Genomic DNA, 17595 nt, shown 5'->3' on the forward strand with positions numbered 1-17595 from the left:
TCCAAATTACGTTATTTCTGCACAAAAACTCAAAAAAAATTATCTTTAGACAAGCTTTTAGCAGGAGTTTTACAATGGCAGGAATCACTTACGAAATTGACGACAAAAATCTTGTTGAGCAAATCAAGTCTGATGCCATGAAAGTTGCAGCAGAACTTGTTGAAGCGGCACACCTCACAAAAGGCGACATCGTCGTTGTCGGCTGTAGCACAAGCGAAACCTTAGGCAACCAAGTCGGCAGCCACTCCGTACCGGAAGTCGGCAAGGCCATTTACGACGGACTCCAAAGCGTCTTCGGTGCAAACGGCATCTACATCGCAGCCCAGTGCTGTGAGCACTTGAACCGCGCAATCATCATCGAACATGAAGCAGTCCCGAATGCAGAAATCGTGAATGTCGTGCCACAGCCCAAAGCCGGCGGTTCCTTCGCTACAGCTTGCTACGCAAGCTTCAAGGCTCCCGTAGCACTTGAACACATCAAGGCAAACGCAGGTATCGATATCGGCGGGACCCTTATCGGTATGCACCTCCGCGAAGTCGCTGTCCCCGTGCGCTTAAAGCAGAACCACATCGGCAAGGCGATTATCATTGCCGCCCGCACCCGCCCCAAGTTCATCGGCGGCGAACGCGCCCACTACAATGAAGCGCTCAAGGACGGGTATCCGGAGTTTTAGCAATTTTTTTTTGCTTTTTCATTTTAATTTCTTACATTTACCGTATATGGATAGACGATTTGCAATACTCTTCGTTGTTTTTGGTGTATTCTTAGCAATTTGTACCGGCTGTAAAGGTTTCTCACAAGAACCGCTTACATTAGCCTCGAAAGGCAATTCCTCAAAGTACACGATCGGTGTCGAAGAAAATTCAAGCACACAAGAGGCTGTAATCAATCAATTTCCAAACGCCCAAATCAAGCAGTATCCTGACCTGATCACAGCATACTTTGCACTCCAGGTCGGCGATATAGATGTTTTAGCCTACAACGACATTATCATCACCCACACATTTAACGACAGCATGAGTGGGCTAACCTTTATCGAAAACGACGTCGGCATGTCCGAGGAAATCGTCATCGGCATGAACAAGCACAGCACCATCCCTGATTTAAAAGGGATTATCAACAGACTCATCGACAGCTTAAACGCAGCAGGCACATTAAGCGAACTCAACGAGCACTGGCATGAAAAATTAAAGACAAACCCGCTCATCAGCACCAAGGAAAGCAATTCCGATCAGGTTTTAAGGATTGCGACATCAGCCGATGTTCCTCCATTTTCCTTTACAAGCGAAAACCAAATTATCGGCCTCGACATCGATATCGTGAAGCTTCTCGAAGAAAAACTGAACGTCAAGACCTCTCTTATCAAGACTGACCGAAACAAGCTTGTATCCAAGCTCAAGAACAACGAAGCCGATCTCATCATTTCGGCATTCACACCGACAAAGAAGCTTCAAAACGAAATCGACTTTTCAAAGCCCTATTACATCGGGAAAACGGCTTTTGCCATCCGCCAAAACGACTTCACCAAAGAAGCGACATTAAGCAAGGTTCCGCAGATGACCTATCTCGAACCCAAGAAACCTGACGAAATCTACAAGCTTGCAGACTTGTCCGGTAAATTTGTCGGCGTCCAGACAGGAACGACTCTCGACGAACAAGTTCAGCAGCTCATCAAGCTTCCACGCATCCAGTACTTTACGAACATTCCCGAAATGACCAAGGCTCTGGAGCAGAGGAACCTAGACGGCATCGCCGTGGATTATTCCGTTGCAGAAATCATACTCAAGCATCATTCCGATTTTTCCATTCTAAAGGATCGACTGAACAAGGATGAATTTGGCATCGCCATGAGCAAGAACAGTCCGCTTAAGGCAAGCATTGATTCATGCATTAAGGTCTTGCAGAAAAAAGGCGAAATACAGAAAATCAAGGATAAATGGTCAAAGAACAAATCTGCTGTTCGAGTAATCCAGCAAGACTGGATTGGAAGCGACACGCTTGTTGTCGGTACGGAAGCGCTTTACGCGCCTTACGAATTTTACCAGTGGGGCGAGCTTTCCGGCATTGACATTGACATCATGTACACGATCGGCAAGATGCTGAACAAGAACATCAAATTTGCAGATATGAATTTCGATGTACTTATCCCTTCCCTTGTCAACGAAAAGACGGACCTTTGCATCGCGGCTATAAGCATTACCGAAGAGCGCAGCAATTCTATCGACTTTTCGATTCCCTACGACAAGAACGAATCCGTAATTGTCGTCCATACGCCGCAACATGCCATAGAACGAATCGGCGACTCCACAGGTGCATTGAGCCGATTCTTCCAGAAGATTCAGGACATTTTTAATTAATTCAGAGTTAGGAAGTAGGAATTATTTAATTTGGCGGCTTCGCCGCGATTATTTAAACTCCGAATTTCACATTCCGCATTCCGAATTGCTACAAAGCCTTGTGGAGCCTCATGGCGCGGATATTTCGTGGCAGGACTTCCTTGTGCCACTTGATCCATTCATCATAATAGATATAGCGTTTTTCGCGCTGGCGGAACTCTCGGCCATGTACAATGCGGCGTCCTCCCCGTTCTTCGACAGGAATGACGATATGCAGGCACTCGTGGTAGACGACACCTGCAATGGCGTACAATGGGCAATTAGCAGCATCGTAACCACGGCTAATGCTGATCAGATGGAAACTTTCGCCTGTCACCGGGTCCTTGCGAATAGAATGGAAACTGAGTCCTCCCACGCGATTGCTCCAGGTAATGCGGCAAGTAAGCGAACCATCAAAATACGTGTTATTGATAGCCGCAAGCACATCCGTCAAGTTATGATGCACCCCCTGCGGGCGAATCGGCGGCAACCGGCCCTTACTTGCAAGAGGGGTTTCACCTTTATCTGTAAAAATCTGGTCCACCGTTTGCCAAAAGCGGTTTACCAAATCCTTTATAACGGCCTTGTTCTTTTGCGTTTTTCGGCGTACGGCATGCTCGGCCCATTCCGCAGCAAGTTCACGGGCCGCAGCAAATTCGGGTGCTTTCATGTACGCAGGCAGTAAGACTTCCGGGTGCCCAAAGAGGAACCCGCCCTTGCAACGGATGCTCTTTTTCATCAGCGGATTGTACTTGAAATGCACGAGTCCGTTTTGGGAGCAGTCCGGCGATGGGGCCTTCGTTTCAGGCTCCTTATTACTCGCAACAAAACCGAACAAGTCAAGCTGTCCGTCAAATGCTAGCGGTTCTTTCTCGTTTTCAGCAAACGGATTCACGCGCCAAGCACTCCTTCATAGCCGTTCAGCGCCAAAAGACCGCCAAAAAAACTCTCAGGCAAATCCAACGCTGCATAATGCTCCGAGATTCCATAGACGGCATCTTCAACAACATCTGGCATATAAACTATATAGCTATCGTTCTTTTCCGTCTGAAGCATGTCTGGAGTGCAGTACTTCGGGTCTGTCTCGCTAAAGTACATACGGCAGGAGACCGTTCGAAGCGGATAGACCGTACAGTCCCCCACCCCGTTCGAGAACGGACAAGAACGCCACCAGGCAAAGTAATCGTGCAAAGCCCTGTCTTCGGCATCGTCTTCAGAAAGGCCCTCATCCTTGCGCATTTCGAACAAAGATTCAAACTTGTCCGAGCGCATCTGGCAGGCTTCCATCAACGACAGGAGGTCGTCCCGCTTGCGCAGTTCGCTGTACATGAAAATCAATTCGAACGGCTCCACCGACATCGGGTAATGGTGGCAGCAGTTTCCGCAGGCGGGTCTGCATTGAATAGGGCGCGGCTGTTGCACAAGGACCGCTTTAAGATACTGATCGTATGCCGTATGATAGGCTTCTGTAAACTTGAGTATTTCAGGCAACTGTTCCCGCAAGTTATCAGGACCAATAGCAGATTCACGCCCCAAAGCAGCGGCAATTTCATCAAGACGATCCCGTTCTGTCCGAAGCAAGGCAGACAGACGCATCTCCGCAATGCGGTAGGCTTTCGTCGGAAAATACTCTTTATAAGCATTCATCGAGCGCAAATATATTTTTTTACGAGATTACCGTAAAAAAAGCTCTTAAAAAAAAGCAAAATATTCATTTTGGTTAGAATGATGTTATTTTATAACCTAGAGTATGAAATAGTTTTCAGGATCGGCAACATGAGAAAAATTTCGCAAAGTAAATGGATGTGGTCTGTAGCAATCGCATTGTCTTTGGGAGTCGCAGGATGCAACCTGTTCCACCCCACGGGAAGCCGTGACGCTGATAACGACGACGCAGCAGCCCTGACTCACGACGGCTACATAGAATTTCAAAAATCAAACTTCGATGCGGCCCGCAAATTTTTCAACAAAGCCATACAGGCTGACTCCGGCTATTCGGAAGCCTGGATCGGTCTTAGCAAAACCGTTCTTAAAATGCAGGAAGGCATAGACGTATTCGAACTCGCCTCCTACGCCCAAAAGACCGAAAAAGACGGCAAGAGTTCCAACGGCTTTCTCGACATGTCTAACGAAAAGGCGGATTCAATTTCAAGAGGGATCGATTCCGTCCTGATCTTCGTCAACAAGTTCATCGACCGAGATACAACCGACAAGACCGACAAGAAGATTCGGTTTAGCGACATTGCCGACAGCTATACAATCCTCCAGCTTACCAAAGCGGCCCTTCGTATAAGGTCCGTACAGACTCAGCTTTCATCAATTGTCTCTGCCGACAATGCAGGCATGATGATGAACCTGGACGCATTGAACGATCTCGGCGACAGCCTCAAGCCGTTCCTTAACGACATGGCATCAGCAGCTGAAGCGATCAAGTCCTCCCCAGAAAGTGCAGCAGAAATCATCAAGGCATATCTGCCAGACTCCACACGCCAGTTCTTTGACGAAGAAGACTATGCAGACGTAACCGTCGGACTTGCAAACTCAGTCATCCAGATGAATGACCGAGCACAGACAATTGAAAAAGACCGCAACGATGTTTTCTTTAAGTTCGGAAACGCAATAGACGATGACGGCGATGGCTGCGTTGACGAAGAAGTCATTGACAATTACGACAACGATGGCGATGGAGAAATCGACGAAGACGCCCGCGACAGCCGTTCAATTGTCCTCGTCAAGAAGAGACCGACCAACATCGAAGAGGTCAAGTCTATCGGCCAGGACCCGACAACCTACGACCTGACAAAGGCACAGATCGATTCCCTCAGCGTCCTTGAAAAGTACAACACCATCGATATTGATATGGATGGAAAGACGACTCAAGATGATTTAGACGAATGGCAATTCATTTATCGAGACCCCAATGATCGCGATGAGAAAAAGAATCACCGTTTGAAATTCACAAATAAAATAAGCTTCAATTTTACTTCAGACGGAAGATTCCCTGAAAACATGAAAGAAGACGAGCAGGCCAAACGAGATTCCTTAATTGCCAAAAAAGAACTGATTCGCAAAGACACTGACATAAACAATATCAAATATAAGTTGAAAGACAGACAGGAAATGGTTGGTGGATGCTGGGATAACTATACGGAAGAGCAATTCATCAAGTGGTTCGAAGGGAGAAGCGCAAAATGAATAAATTAACCTTATTTGCAGTTCTCGCTCTTACTTGGTCAGTCGCTTTAGCAAAATCACCGACACACTTTTCTCTCCGTGCAGAATCTATGGGCGGAGCCCATGTTGCCGTCGTAGATGACAAGGAAGCTATTCATTACAACTATGCCGGATTGAGCCAAATCAACAGGCTCGGTAATTACGACAAGCGCCCAGAACAAGGGTACTATCCACGTAACTGGATTGGCGATATGCGCCTGACCTTCGGCGGTGCCGGCGATATTTTCAAGTTCCTTTCGACATACAACGATGTGAAAGAAGTCCAGGACTTGTTCCGTGACGCCCAAAACGAAGCTAACGCCATAACCAAGGACCACCCTCAAATAACCAGCAAAACAAGCGCAATCCTCGATTCCCTTGTCAAGAATCCCAAATACGTCAAGACCATCAGCTCTTACGACCATAAAACAATGGAAGCAAGGGTCAAGTTCGATGCAGAACTGGCGTTCCATAACTTCGGTGCGGCATTCTGGATGAACGGAAGCGTAGCGCCTTACATTGATGCAGGACTTATCCTCCCCTACGTGGTTGTAGATACATTCGTGATCGATGCCGTTGCGCAAATGGGCGGCGCCTATGAAATCATTCCGAACGCACTATCCGTAGGTGCAGGCGCAAAGATTGTCAAACGCCATAAGACAAACATGGTAACTGTAGGTCTTGCAAATTACAGTTCCATCGTCGATACACTTAAGGACCAGCTTGGTGACGCGACAGACGACTTCTTCGATTCCAAGACATTCTCAATAGGCCTGGATTTGGGCGTACTCTACCAGTTCAATCGTGAAGTGCGATTCGGCGCATCGCTACGCGACATCTATTTAAAATCTCTCGCTGGAGAAACCCTAATCCCGAATTTCACGATGGGCGTCAACTACAGCCCCCGATTCATGAACAGCAATACGGGATATGGCCGTAAATTCAATGTAGCTCTAGATTTTGCCGACATGTTCAACAATGACCGAAACTACAAGTTCTTTACCCACTTGAATTTTGGTTTTGAGTTCGAACAGACACTAGCCGCAATTCCAGGACTCAACAACGAATTCCGCTTTATCGTGCTGCGACTCGCAGGTGGCTTTAGAGGCGGTTACCCTTCTGCGGGTGTCGGGCTTGAGGTGTTACGATTCTTCTCGATCGAAGCGGCCACCTGGGGCGAAGAACGCGGCTACTACACCGGCCAGGACGAGAACCGAATTTACATGGTTCAAGCAAGCATCGGCTTTTAGTTTAGACGAGCAAAGGCGGAGTTGAACTCCGCCTTTGCGTATGAAGTTAGGGATGACTTATTTCTTGACTTTCACGACTCTCGCCTGCGGGTTCTGCTTGCCAAGCAAATCGTAAGTGCGGGAGGTGCGTAGGCTGCGGGACTGTGCCGGGCGATTGCGCTTGAAAATGGAAATCGTTCCATCATCGGTCTTGAAGTTTTCCACATGCGTAATGCCGTTGTTCACGTAATCCGCAAGGCCATAAGCGTGACGCATAATGTTCAAGATTTCCATATCGAACACGGAGCCATCCGGTTCTGTCTGGCGACGGATAATAGTCATGTTGTTTTCGCCTTCGTGACCGGTATCCCAAGCAATCGGCACCACCTTGTTTTGTTTTGCTAGTTTCATAACAGCATCGTAATAAGCGAGGCGGCCCTTGCGGTGTTTCGCATAATTGTCGCCGGTCAACACCCCCACGCGGTCATTCGCACCGAACTCGCCGATAATCACAGGCACACCCTTATCGACAAAATTTGTCTTCATCTTGCCGAACTGGTCCTGAATCTGGGCACTGGTACACTTGTCGCCCATGGCACCTGCCCAGGCATTGTAGCCGCAGTTATGCACAATATCCGCACCAGTCGCGAGGTCGTCGCCCCAGTAGTACTGCGGGTAAACCTGCGCGCCCCAATCAACAACGTCATTCAACAGCGTGTAGGTATAAGGGTCATAGAAATGCACTTCGACCATCAGGCGGTCGGCAATAACATCTTTCGGGAGCTTACTCACAGGCATCACTTCGCAACTGCGGTCCACACTCGTCGAAGGTCCCTGAATCACCAGCGTACGGCTAGCATTATTGCCACCCGTCGCACGCACCGCATCCACAAACGTCTGGTGGTACGTCATCAAGATTTCGGTTTCGTGCTTGTAATTTGCGTCAGTTGTGGCAGGCTCGTTTGCGCTTGCGAAAAGCAAGTTTTCGTTGTAGTTCTTGAAGCGGTTTGCGATTTGCGTCCAGAAATCCTTCTGGCGGGCGTTCACCTTGTCCTTTTCTGAATCGTTCAAATTCCCTTCGAGCCAGCCATTGTCCCAATGGATGTTCAGAATCGTCACGAGGCCTGCGCGCATGCACATGTCCACGACCGTCTGCACCGAATCCATCCAACTAGACGCAATTTCGTTCGGGCCACCGCCCGGAACAATGTCTGCCCTGCTAGAATCGCGAGACAAGGCATTCGAATGGCTGTACCACGCGCACGGAATGCGAATCGTGCTAAAGCCCGCCGCCTTGACCGAATCAATGTACGCCTCGGTCGGGAACTTATTGCCCCACCACGTCGGATTCTGAGGAACTTCCATCGTGTTCCCGATGTTTATGCCAAAGCCCATCTTGGCAAACATTTCGTTTGCCGTCGGCAAATCAGCCGCGAAGGAATTTGACGCCAATGCAAAAGAGAACGCGCTGCAAAGAGCAGCAACGCGAATGTGCTGTTTCAACATAGTTAATCCTTTGGTTCTATGCCATTCGCGTTTTATCCCCAAACAACGAAAGACCATACACCAAACCTAAATATACATCTATGCTCAGCAAAAGCCCAAGTTTTGCCGTTAAAAGTGTTGACGATTTGTCAAACAGGTATGGGCTATGGGGTCGCTACGCTCTGAGCTATGGGGCAACACCTGTTTAAGTGGGAATTTCTATCCCATTTTAAGAGAATTATTCTTTCACAAAGCAGGCCGGAATTTTAAGCTTCACGACTTGATTTAAAGAAAGGTCTTCTTTGACGTACATAGCATGATATCGATCAAACAGCTCAAATGATTGCGCTGGTTTAACAGGCATTTTAGGGAACTGCGGATCTCTTTTAGCCACCCCTTTTATACATTCCAAATAATTAATTCCACCCGTAGCCAAGTCCTTCGTAAATCGGATTTCATCACAATGTTCTTTGATAATGCCAGAATAACCGGCAATCTCAACAGAATCTTTTTCACTTCCCTCTCCCTTACATTCCAATCGGAAATATTCTCTAGAAAACGAAAGATGGACCTTTTCTGACTTGACAATTTCTTGTGCAGCGACATAACTCCAAATATTCCGTGATTGTAATTCCGGAGGCAAATTATCAGAGAAATACATACAAGGAAGCGGATCCATAAGACGAGTTTGCACCGTTGGCGGCATCCAAGCACAATACAAAATAGACTTGACTTCTTCCAAGAAATCTTTATACTCAGAATGTTCCGTATCCATCGAAACATTCGTAACGCGACCGCTATCGCCAAATGTAATCGTAGCATCAACAGAAAGATTAAAGCCCTCTTTATAATATCGTTTGAGAGCTCGTTCAAGCCGCCAGCCACAAGGTTTCTTTACACTTTGAATAAGGCCCGTTTCAAATTCCCTTGGCGGCATCGTATCACCAAGAAATTTCTCTTCTTTAAGTTCGAATGTATCAACGTATATATCCACATTCAACACGGGTAGATTCGGGCGGGTATTGAATTCCGCCGTTTCACCCTCTGTAGAAATTTTTCGTTCCTTGAAAAACGCATAAATAGGATCCATTTTTTTCATTCTGCCGCTACCTTGTAACGAATATACAACGCCATCAAACACAGTATCCCCAGAATAAGGATTTTCATAGTAGAACAAATAATCAATCAGTTTCCCTTTTTGAAATAAGCTAACAGATAAATTCGCTTCATCTTCAGAAACATATCTGAGACTTCTATCATATTCAACATATTCTTCATCAAGCACTGCAGCCTTGGCAAATTTTTTGATTTCCTTCAAGCTATTCGTTGTGTAGGCCAAGCCCTGCGCGTTATAAACAACCATAGAATCCGCAAGCGCTAAAGATTCTTGCATAGGTCGCGGTTTTCCAGGAATAAAATCTGCAGAAACATTATCACGTTCCTGTTCGCAAGAGAGCAAAATACATGCGGTAAGGACGAAGAAAAGGAATTTACAAAGGCTATGCATAATAACAATATAAAAACATAGCCTTATGGAAATTTTATAACAATAAGTAAATTAATGTACAAAAAGGAGATTCCCGATCAAGTCGGGAATGACAGCTCCGAGGATGACAAATTGGGAATGACATACTGCATTTCGTCATCCTGAGCAACAGCGAAGGATCCAGTAAATTCTTGTAATGCGATTGCAGAAATTAACTGGATGTTTCGCGGCTATTCGCCACTCAACATGACGTATAGCACTTCGTCATTATGACATTACTTATTACCATTCATTATGGTGGCGAGGTCGGCACCACTCAAATTCGTCTTTTCGTTGAGGGCGGCGGCGATTGCGGTAAGCGACTTTTGGCATGCCATCATAAGGTTGTAAACTTGTTCGACAACGCTTGTTTCGGCAAGTTGGTAGTAATAGCAGGCCGCCTGAAAGCTTTGGTAATCGGGATCGCTCCTGTAAAGTTCCATCGGAAGTTTCTTCATGACGGTATCGAGGTCGCAAGCGAAATTTTTTCGGATTAAAAAGTCCGACATGTGTCCCGCAATGGCAATGTGGGCAGCACCATCGAGCGAGCTCCCGGGCATGCGCGTCGCGCTCGGTTTTTCCTTGGAATTGTTGATTCTGACGTAATCAATCTGGCGCTTGAACAGGAATGCGATTAGAGCGTGGCCCGCCTCGTGGCGGCAAAGTTTTTCAAATTCTTGTTCACCGAAAAATTCAATTAAGGTTTCGCGAGTTAATGTTTGTTCTGACATTTTTCAATCCACCTGTCTAAAAATTGCATCTGATCGTCGGTATGGAACCAATGTTCGCCGCCTTGCATAATCGTAAGCGATGCACCCACTTTTTGAGCAAAGTCTTGCATCGTTTCGAGGTCGGTCAAATTGTCATTGGAGCCGTACAAAATATGCGTCGGGATATTCCATTGGATGGGATTATCTCGCACGTAGCAAAGGTATTTCCAAGAAAGCGTCTCGCCAAAGTTCGTCGCGATTTCACCTTTTTCGCGGAGTTCATCTTCGGAGACGTTAGCCCATTGCATCATATTGCAAATGAGCTTTTCCAAGTTCACCATCGGCGAAATGAAGAGCGCCTGCTTGATGCGTTTTTCACCAAAAGCGTTCATTGAAAAGAACGCACCAATGCTATTCGCGATAAGCACGACTTCGTCGTAATTTGCAGCAACCGAATCAAAATAGGCAGAGAATTCCTGCTTGGCAACCCATGGGGTTTCCGACTTGTAATCAAAACCGATGACATCATAATCCGGGAAAAGGAGCTTGTAATGATTGGCCTCGTCGGCATTGCCGCCTTTCCCATGAATGTAAATAACGAGCTTTTCCATTTCTTTTTCGCTTTTTTCGCCTAGAAAATACAAAAATCTACACCAAACGGCTAGAGATAGGGATTGACTTTACCAAACCTAGCAACTGTTCCTTGGTCACAAGGTTCAGTACCGAAAACGCCGTCATTTTACAGCCTAAATCCATAATTGACGCCCCAACATGATATACAGTTTCGTCTACAATGATAAATCTGTCATGAACTTCACGCATTGTCCGCAATTCAACAGTTGGAAACTGGCGATTTATACGGTCAACTTCATCCTTCATCATACGCGTAATTCGAGCGGAGTAAATGACGGCATTGACACCAGCAACTCGTTTTGCAACAAGCGAAAGCGATGTATCATTAGCAAACGGATCGATAATTATAATTTCTTTTTTCGCGGAGCGAACTAACTGCACCGCAAATTCATAACCACTCCAACGTGCATTAGCAGGTATAACGCCTTCACTAGGAGGAATATTTGCTTTGACAAAGAAGTCCACCTGTTTTTCAAGGTTAACGACACGAGAGTCTAGATTCTCAATTTTATTTTCTTGAGAAATCAATCGTTGATTAACGCTATATCCCTTGAGCAAATGCTCTTTAAGAACTTGGTTCGCCCATCGACGGAAATTGATTCCATTAGCAGATTTGACTCGATACCCCACTGACAATATGACATCTAAATCATAATGCTCAACTTGGTAAATTTTCCCATCATCCGCAGTTGTCGCAAATTTTGCGACAACTGCGTTTTGACATTCTTCCTTCAATGCATTTCCGATGTGTTTGCCAATCGTCTTGACATCTCGTTCAAAAAGAATTGACATTTGTTGGCGATTTAACCATACGGTTTCGTTTTCTACGCGAACTTCAATGTGAAATTCACCGCCCTCCGGCTGATAAACAATAATTTCGTCTTTCTCACCGTTATTATTTTTCTTGTCAATTAACGAAAAATTGTTCTTATTCATAAAACCTCCAGCCACCTACAAGCAAAAAAGGCGGCATAAATTTATTCAAGAATTAATATAGACATTTACAATGTCATATTATGACATATTGTAATTCTCGCAAAAAAAATCCGCCCCTGCGGTAAAGCAAGAAGCGGATTTGTCTAGACTTAACTGGATCCTTCGAGGCTATTCGCTGCTCAGGAAGACACAGCTAAGGCAATTACCCTACGAAGATACGGCCGTTGCGGAACAGCTGCATCCACGGACCATCTTCGCCCCATTCAGCCGGGTGCCAGGAGTACTGGCAGGTACGGAACACGCGTTCGGGGTGCGGCATCATCACGAGAGCGCGACCGTCTTCAGAGCAGAGGCCGTTGATGCCAAACGGAGAACCGTTCGGGTTGAGCGGATAGCGTTCGGTGTATTCGTGCTTGCCATCGACATAGCGGAGAGCCACGAGACCTGTCTTGAGGCAGGCTTCGGCAGCTTCGCGGCTTGCGAATTCGGCACGACCTTCGCCGTGAGCAACTGCAATCGGAAGCACAGAACCAGCCATGCCCTTGAGGAGCACAGCCGGCGTATCTTCAACCTTCAAAGAGCAGTAGCGAGCTTCGAAACGTTCGGAGATGTTCTGCACAAAGCGCGGCCAGTGCTTAGCGCCCGGAATCAAATCCTTGAGGTTCGAGACCATCTGGCAGCCGTTGCAAACGCCGAGCGTGAAGGTATCCTTGCGATTGAAGTAAGCTTCGAATTCGCTACGAGCCTTCGGGTTGAACAAGATGCTCTTGGCCCAGCCTTCGCCTGCACCGAGAACGTCACCGTAGCTAAAGCCACCGCAAGCGACGAGACCGTTGAAATCCTTGAGGCTTACGCGACCGGAGAGAATATCCGTCATGTGAACGTCGATAGATTCGAAGCCAGCCTTTGCAAATGCAGCAGCCATTTCGAGTTCGCCGTTGACGCCCTGTTCACGGAGAATAGCCATCTTCGGGCGGCTTGCGTAATCCTTGATGACCTTGGCGCTAGCAGCGAGATCGAAGGTGACCTTCGGCGTGATACCCGGATCGTCCTGTTCGAGCTTGAGCTTGTATTCGCTTTCGGCACATTCCGGATTGTCACGGAGAGCGGCAATGCGGCGAGTCGTATCACTCCAGATGGCGCGGAGGTCAGAGAGGCCTTCGGCGTAGTCGCCAATCACAATGTTGTACGTATCGTTGAGCTTACCGATTTCAGAAACGGTATCGCCGAGACCGACAGCTTCAAATGCGGCCTTCACAGCAGCGAGGTCTGCGTTTGCAACCTGGAGAACGGCACCGAGTTCTTCGTTGAACAAAGCGTCAATCACATTGCCCTTGAGAGCAGTAGCGTCGAGCGTCACGCCCACGTGACCGGCAAATGCCATTTCGACAACCGTCGTGAAGAGGCCGCCATCGCTCTTGTCGTGGTAAGCCATAATCTTGCCATCGGCGTTGAGCTTCTGGATGGTTTCGAAGAAGGCGCGGAGTTCCTTAGCGGAATCGACATCCGGAGCCTTGTCACCGAGGAGGTTGTAAACCTGAGCGGCAATGGATGCGCCCATGCGATTCTTGCCACGAGCGAGGTCCACGAGCACAAGCGTCGTATCCTTCTTCTGCAAAAGCTGCGGCGTGAGAGTCTTGCGAACGTCAGCGCACGGAGCAAAGGCACTAATCACAAGAGAAATCGGAGCGGTCACGCGGTGGCTACCCTTTTCGTCCTGCCACACGGTGCTCATGCTCATGGAGTCCTTACCGACCGGAATCGTAATGCCAAGTTCCGGGCAGAGTTCCATACCGATGGACTTCACAGCTTCGTAAAGGTCAGCGCCATCGCCTTCGTAATTCGGCGTAGCCATCCAGTTTGCGGACAAGTTTACGCGGCCCATATCCGGGACGCAAGCGGCAGCCATGTTCGTGAGGGATTCAGCAACCGTCATGCGGGCTGCAGCGGCCGGAGAAATGAGAGCGATCGGAGCGCGTTCGCCCATACTCATGACTTCGCCTTCGTAAGTGTCGAGCGTTGCACTCGTCACGGCGCAGTCAGCAACCGGCACCTGCCACGGACCAACCATCTGGTCACGGCAAATCATACCCGTCACGGAACGGTCACCGATAGAAATCAAGAACGTCTTATCAGCAACGGTCGGGTTAGCAAGCACGCGATGTGCAAGGTCCTTCACCGTCACACCAGCCGGCACCACCTGAGAAGAGAGCGGGCGCTTCTGGGACTTTTCATTGCGGATCATGCGAGGCGGCTTACCGAGGAGCACGCCGAGCGGCATGTCAATCGGAGTCGTGCCGAAGTGCTTGTCAGTGAGCGTGAGGTGCTTTTCAGGGATGGCCTCGCCCACCACTGCGTACGGGCAGCGTTCACGCTTACAGATAGCGTCGAACACGTCGAGTTTGTCACCAGCAATAGCGATAACATAACGTTCCTGGGATTCGTTACTCCAGATTTCGAACGGGCTCATGCCCGGTTCGTCGTTCGGCACATTGCGGAGTTCAAACTTACCGCCGAGGCCGCCATCGTTCACGAGTTCCGGGAAGGCGTTCGAAAGTCCACCTGCACCCACGTCATGAATAAACGTAATCGGGTTTTCTTCGTTCATCGCCCAGCAGCGGTCGATGACTTCCTGGCAGCGGCGTTCCATTTCCGGGTTTTCACGCTGCACAGAAGCAAAGTCGAGAGATTCGTTACCGGCACCGTTAGCAACAGAGCTAGCTGCACCGCCACCAAGACCAATGAGCATAGCCGGACCACCGAGAACGATCAAGTGGTCACCCGGGTCGATGTGACCCTTTTCGATGTGCTGGTGCTTGATGTTGCCAAGACCGCCAGCAAGCATAATCGGCTTGTGGTAACCGCGAACTTCGGTACCCTTTTCAGAAGAAACTTCCTGTTCGAACGTACGGAAGTAACCGAGGATGTTCGGACGGCCGTATTCGTTGTTAAATGCGGCACCACCGAGCGGGCCATCAATCATGATGTCGAGAGCGGAAGCAATGCGAGACGGGCTACCAAAGTCCTTTTCCCACGGCTGAACTGCACCCGGAAGCTTGAGGTTCGAAACGCTGAAGCCCGTAAGGCCAGCCTTCGGCTTGGAACCCTTACCCGTTGCACCTTCGTCACGGATTTCACCACCACTACCCGTAGCGGCACCCGGGAACGGAGAAATAGCCGTCGGATGGTTGTGGGTTTCGACCTTCATGAGGATGTCGACTTCTTCGTTGTGGAAGTCATACTTGTTGTTGCGCGGGTCAGCGTAGAAGCGGCCAGCTGTTGCACCCTTCATCACAGCAGCGTTATCCTTGTAAGCGCTGAAGATGTTGGAATTGTGGAGCTGGTAAGTGTTCTTGATCATCTGGAACAAGGACTTGTCCTGCTTCACGCCGTCGATGGTCCATTCGGCACCGAACACCTTGTGGCGGCAGTGTTCCGAGTTGGCCTGAGCGAACATGTAAAGTTCAACATCGGTCGGGTTGCGCTTGAGTTCAGTGAAATTCTTGACGAGATAATCGATTTCGTCGGCGGAAAGGGCAAGGCCCATTTCCTTGTCAGCCTTCACGAGAGCGTCGCGGCCTTCAGTGAGCACCGGAATCACATTGAGCGGACGCGGTTCTTCCTTGCTGAAGAGAACTTCGAGAGCGGCAGTATCAGCAAACACGGCCTGAGTCATGCGGTCGTGAATCTTGGCAGAAATCTTTTCACGTGCGCCAGCTGGAGCTGCACCTTCAAACTTCACGTAGTAAGCAATAGCGCGTTCGATGCGCTTGATCGCCGGGAGGCCGCAAATGTGAGCGATATCGGTAGCCTTCGAGCTCCACGGGCTGATCGTACCCGGACGCGGGCAGACCACAAAGAGTTCACCTTCGAGCGCCTTGACTTCGCGCATCGGGCCGTAATGAAGGACCTTTTCGAGCGTTTCCTTTTCGGAAGCGGTCAGGTCGGCGGACAAATCCACCACATGGAGGAATTCCGCATACACAGATGCAACCGGAATCCCAGCGGCCTTAAAATCAGATGAAAGCTTTTGCAGACGGAAATCCGACAGAGCCGGAGTACCACGAAGAATGAGCATTTTGACCTCTTTTAGCCTAAATATTTACCGCCCCAAATATAGCAATTTGAGGATATTTTCAAACGGAAAAAGCTCCGCAAAATGCGGAGCCTTTCACAAATGCGTCTTTTAATTACAGTCTCTTGAGAACTGCGGCGGCGTGGTGGATAAAGCCTTCTTCGTTCGCCACGACAGCGATGGCCTTCGCATTCTTCTTGATCGCCTTTTCGGAGTACTTGATGATGCTCATGCGCTTGAGGAAATCATAGACGCCAAGCGGGCTGAAGAAGCGCCCCGTGCCGTTCGTGGGGAGAACGTGGTTGGGGCCTGCAAAGTAGTCGCCCACCGGTTCAGAAGACCACGGGCCAATAAACACGGCACCCGCATTTTCAATCTGGGCTGCCATCGATTCGGCTTCGTCCGTCATGATTTCCATGTGTTCCGGAGCAATGGCATTAGCAATGGCCACACCGTCGAACCAATCCTTCACCACGAGGATGCGACCGAAGTTGTCGAGCACCTTTTGGAGCAATTCGCGTTTCGGGGAATTTTCCACCTGGATATCGACGCATTCGCTAATCATCTGTGCGGTTTCCATGTTGTCCGTAATGCAAATAGCGGCTTCAAAGCCAGAACCGTGTTCTGCCTGGCTCAAGAGGTCAGCAGCGACAAAGTCCGGATCGCAGGTGTTGTCTGCAAGCACGAGCACTTCGGACGGGCCTGCCACCATGTCGATATCGACAATGCCAAAAACTTCCTTCTTGGCGACAGCGGCAAAGACGTTACCCGGCCCCACAATCTTGTCGACGCGTTCCACGACAACCTTGCCCTTGCCATCCTTGGCACCGTAAGCAAGGAGGCCGATAGCCTGAGCGCCACCGATGTGGTAAACTTCGGTAATGCCGAGTTCGCAAAGCACAAAAGCTACAGCGCGATTGATTTCGCCCTTGATCGGAGTCACGACAACGATGTCCTTGACACCAGCGACAATAGCCGGAACCGCATTCATAATGACGGTACTCGGATAAATGCCAGCACCACCCGGAACATAGAGACCCACGCGCTTCATCGGGCGGATACGCTGGCCGAGAACCACGCCGTCCTTCCCTTCCATGAGCCAAGAATCTTCCATCTGGTTCACGTGGAAATCGCGAACATTCTTGATAGCCTGCTTGAGCGCACGCTGCATTTCGGGCGGGCACTTGGCGGCAGACTTCTTGATTTCGGCTTCGGACACGCGGAGGTTCTTGCCTTTGAGACCATCGAACTTCTGGGCGTATTCAACAGCCTTGGCATAACCGCCGTTCTTGATGTCGGCGAGAATGTCCATGACCTTGTCGTGAATTTCCTTGCTCGGAGCTACTTCACGACCACAAATTCTTTCGATTTCTTGAGACTTCGGAGTGACTTTTACGATTTTCATTTTAACAG

The 17595-nt window shown here is 48.8% G+C and carries 13 protein-coding genes; 4 read left to right on the forward strand and 9 right to left on the reverse strand.

The annotated features are described in order from the left end of the window. Positions 1 to 74: 74 nt before the first annotated feature. Both B7990_RS04595 and B7990_RS04600 read left to right on the forward strand, forming a co-directional pair. Entirely contained in the window at positions 75 to 674 is a 600-nt protein-coding gene (locus B7990_RS04595) for a TIGR01440 family protein (RefSeq protein WP_088639822.1), read from the forward strand. A 46-nt stretch (positions 675 to 720) separates the two neighbouring features. Continuing rightward, positions 721 to 2358 carry a transporter substrate-binding domain-containing protein gene (locus B7990_RS04600; RefSeq protein ID WP_088639823.1) on the forward strand — a complete coding sequence of 546 codons (1638 nt, stop codon included), beginning with the start codon at positions 721 to 723 and terminating at the stop codon, positions 2356 to 2358. Between the two features lie 88 nt (positions 2359 to 2446). Here the strand turns inward: B7990_RS04600 and B7990_RS04605 are convergent, their stop codons facing one another. Further along, positions 2447 to 3271: a hypothetical protein gene (locus tag B7990_RS04605; RefSeq protein WP_088639824.1), complete on the reverse strand. Its 825-nt coding sequence runs from the start codon at positions 3269 to 3271 to the stop codon at positions 2447 to 2449. Next, entirely contained in the window at positions 3268 to 4023 is a 756-nt protein-coding gene (locus B7990_RS04610) for a hypothetical protein (protein ID WP_088639825.1), read from the reverse strand. The genes B7990_RS04605 and B7990_RS04610 overlap by 4 nt, the downstream gene beginning before the upstream one ends. Before the next feature lie 129 nt (positions 4024 to 4152). On the opposite strand from B7990_RS04610, the gene B7990_RS04615 reads away from it, so the two are divergent. Both B7990_RS04615 and B7990_RS04620 read left to right on the forward strand, forming a co-directional pair. Further along, positions 4153 to 5571, forward strand: a complete 1419-nt coding sequence (locus B7990_RS04615) for a hypothetical protein (protein WP_088639826.1) — start codon at positions 4153 to 4155, stop codon at positions 5569 to 5571. Beyond that, on the forward strand, positions 5568 to 6839 hold the full coding sequence (locus B7990_RS04620; protein WP_088639827.1) for a hypothetical protein: 1272 nt from the start codon (positions 5568 to 5570) through the stop codon (positions 6837 to 6839). Before B7990_RS04615 ends, B7990_RS04620 begins: the two co-directional genes overlap by 4 nt. A gap of 57 nt (positions 6840 to 6896) precedes the next feature. Here the strand turns inward: B7990_RS04620 and B7990_RS04625 are convergent, their stop codons facing one another. The 7 genes from B7990_RS04625 to hisD form a co-directional block, all read right to left on the reverse strand. Beyond that, entirely contained in the window at positions 6897 to 8324 is a 1428-nt protein-coding gene (locus B7990_RS04625) for a glycoside hydrolase family 5 protein (RefSeq protein ID WP_088639828.1), read from the reverse strand. Positions 8325 to 8541: 217 nt separating this feature from the next. Continuing rightward, positions 8542 to 9696 carry a hypothetical protein gene (locus B7990_RS04630; protein WP_254917322.1) on the reverse strand — a complete coding sequence of 385 codons (1155 nt, stop codon included), beginning with the start codon at positions 9694 to 9696 and terminating at the stop codon, positions 8542 to 8544. A gap of 368 nt (positions 9697 to 10064) precedes the next feature. Continuing rightward, positions 10065 to 10559: a hypothetical protein gene (locus B7990_RS04635; RefSeq protein WP_088639830.1), complete on the reverse strand. Its 495-nt coding sequence runs from the start codon at positions 10557 to 10559 to the stop codon at positions 10065 to 10067. Further along, positions 10541 to 11149 carry a carboxylesterase gene (locus B7990_RS04640; RefSeq protein WP_088639949.1) on the reverse strand — a complete coding sequence of 203 codons (609 nt, stop codon included), beginning with the start codon at positions 11147 to 11149 and terminating at the stop codon, positions 10541 to 10543. The genes B7990_RS04635 and B7990_RS04640 overlap by 19 nt, the downstream gene beginning before the upstream one ends. A gap of 37 nt (positions 11150 to 11186) precedes the next feature. Further along, positions 11187 to 12107 carry a virulence RhuM family protein gene (gene rhuM, locus B7990_RS04645; RefSeq protein ID WP_088639831.1) on the reverse strand — a complete coding sequence of 307 codons (921 nt, stop codon included), beginning with the start codon at positions 12105 to 12107 and terminating at the stop codon, positions 11187 to 11189. Positions 12108 to 12309: 202 nt separating this feature from the next. Beyond that, on the reverse strand, positions 12310 to 16185 hold the full coding sequence (gene purL, locus B7990_RS04650) for a phosphoribosylformylglycinamidine synthase (RefSeq protein ID WP_088639832.1): 3876 nt from the start codon (positions 16183 to 16185) through the stop codon (positions 12310 to 12312). A 112-nt stretch (positions 16186 to 16297) separates the two neighbouring features. Next, on the reverse strand, positions 16298 to 17587 hold the full coding sequence (gene hisD / locus B7990_RS04655) for a histidinol dehydrogenase (RefSeq protein ID WP_088639833.1): 1290 nt from the start codon (positions 17585 to 17587) through the stop codon (positions 16298 to 16300). Between the last annotated feature and the right edge of the window lie 8 nt (positions 17588 to 17595).

The organism is Fibrobacter sp. UWB4, from assembly GCF_002210345.1.
Lineage (GTDB): Bacteria > Fibrobacterota > Fibrobacteria > Fibrobacterales > Fibrobacteraceae > Fibrobacter.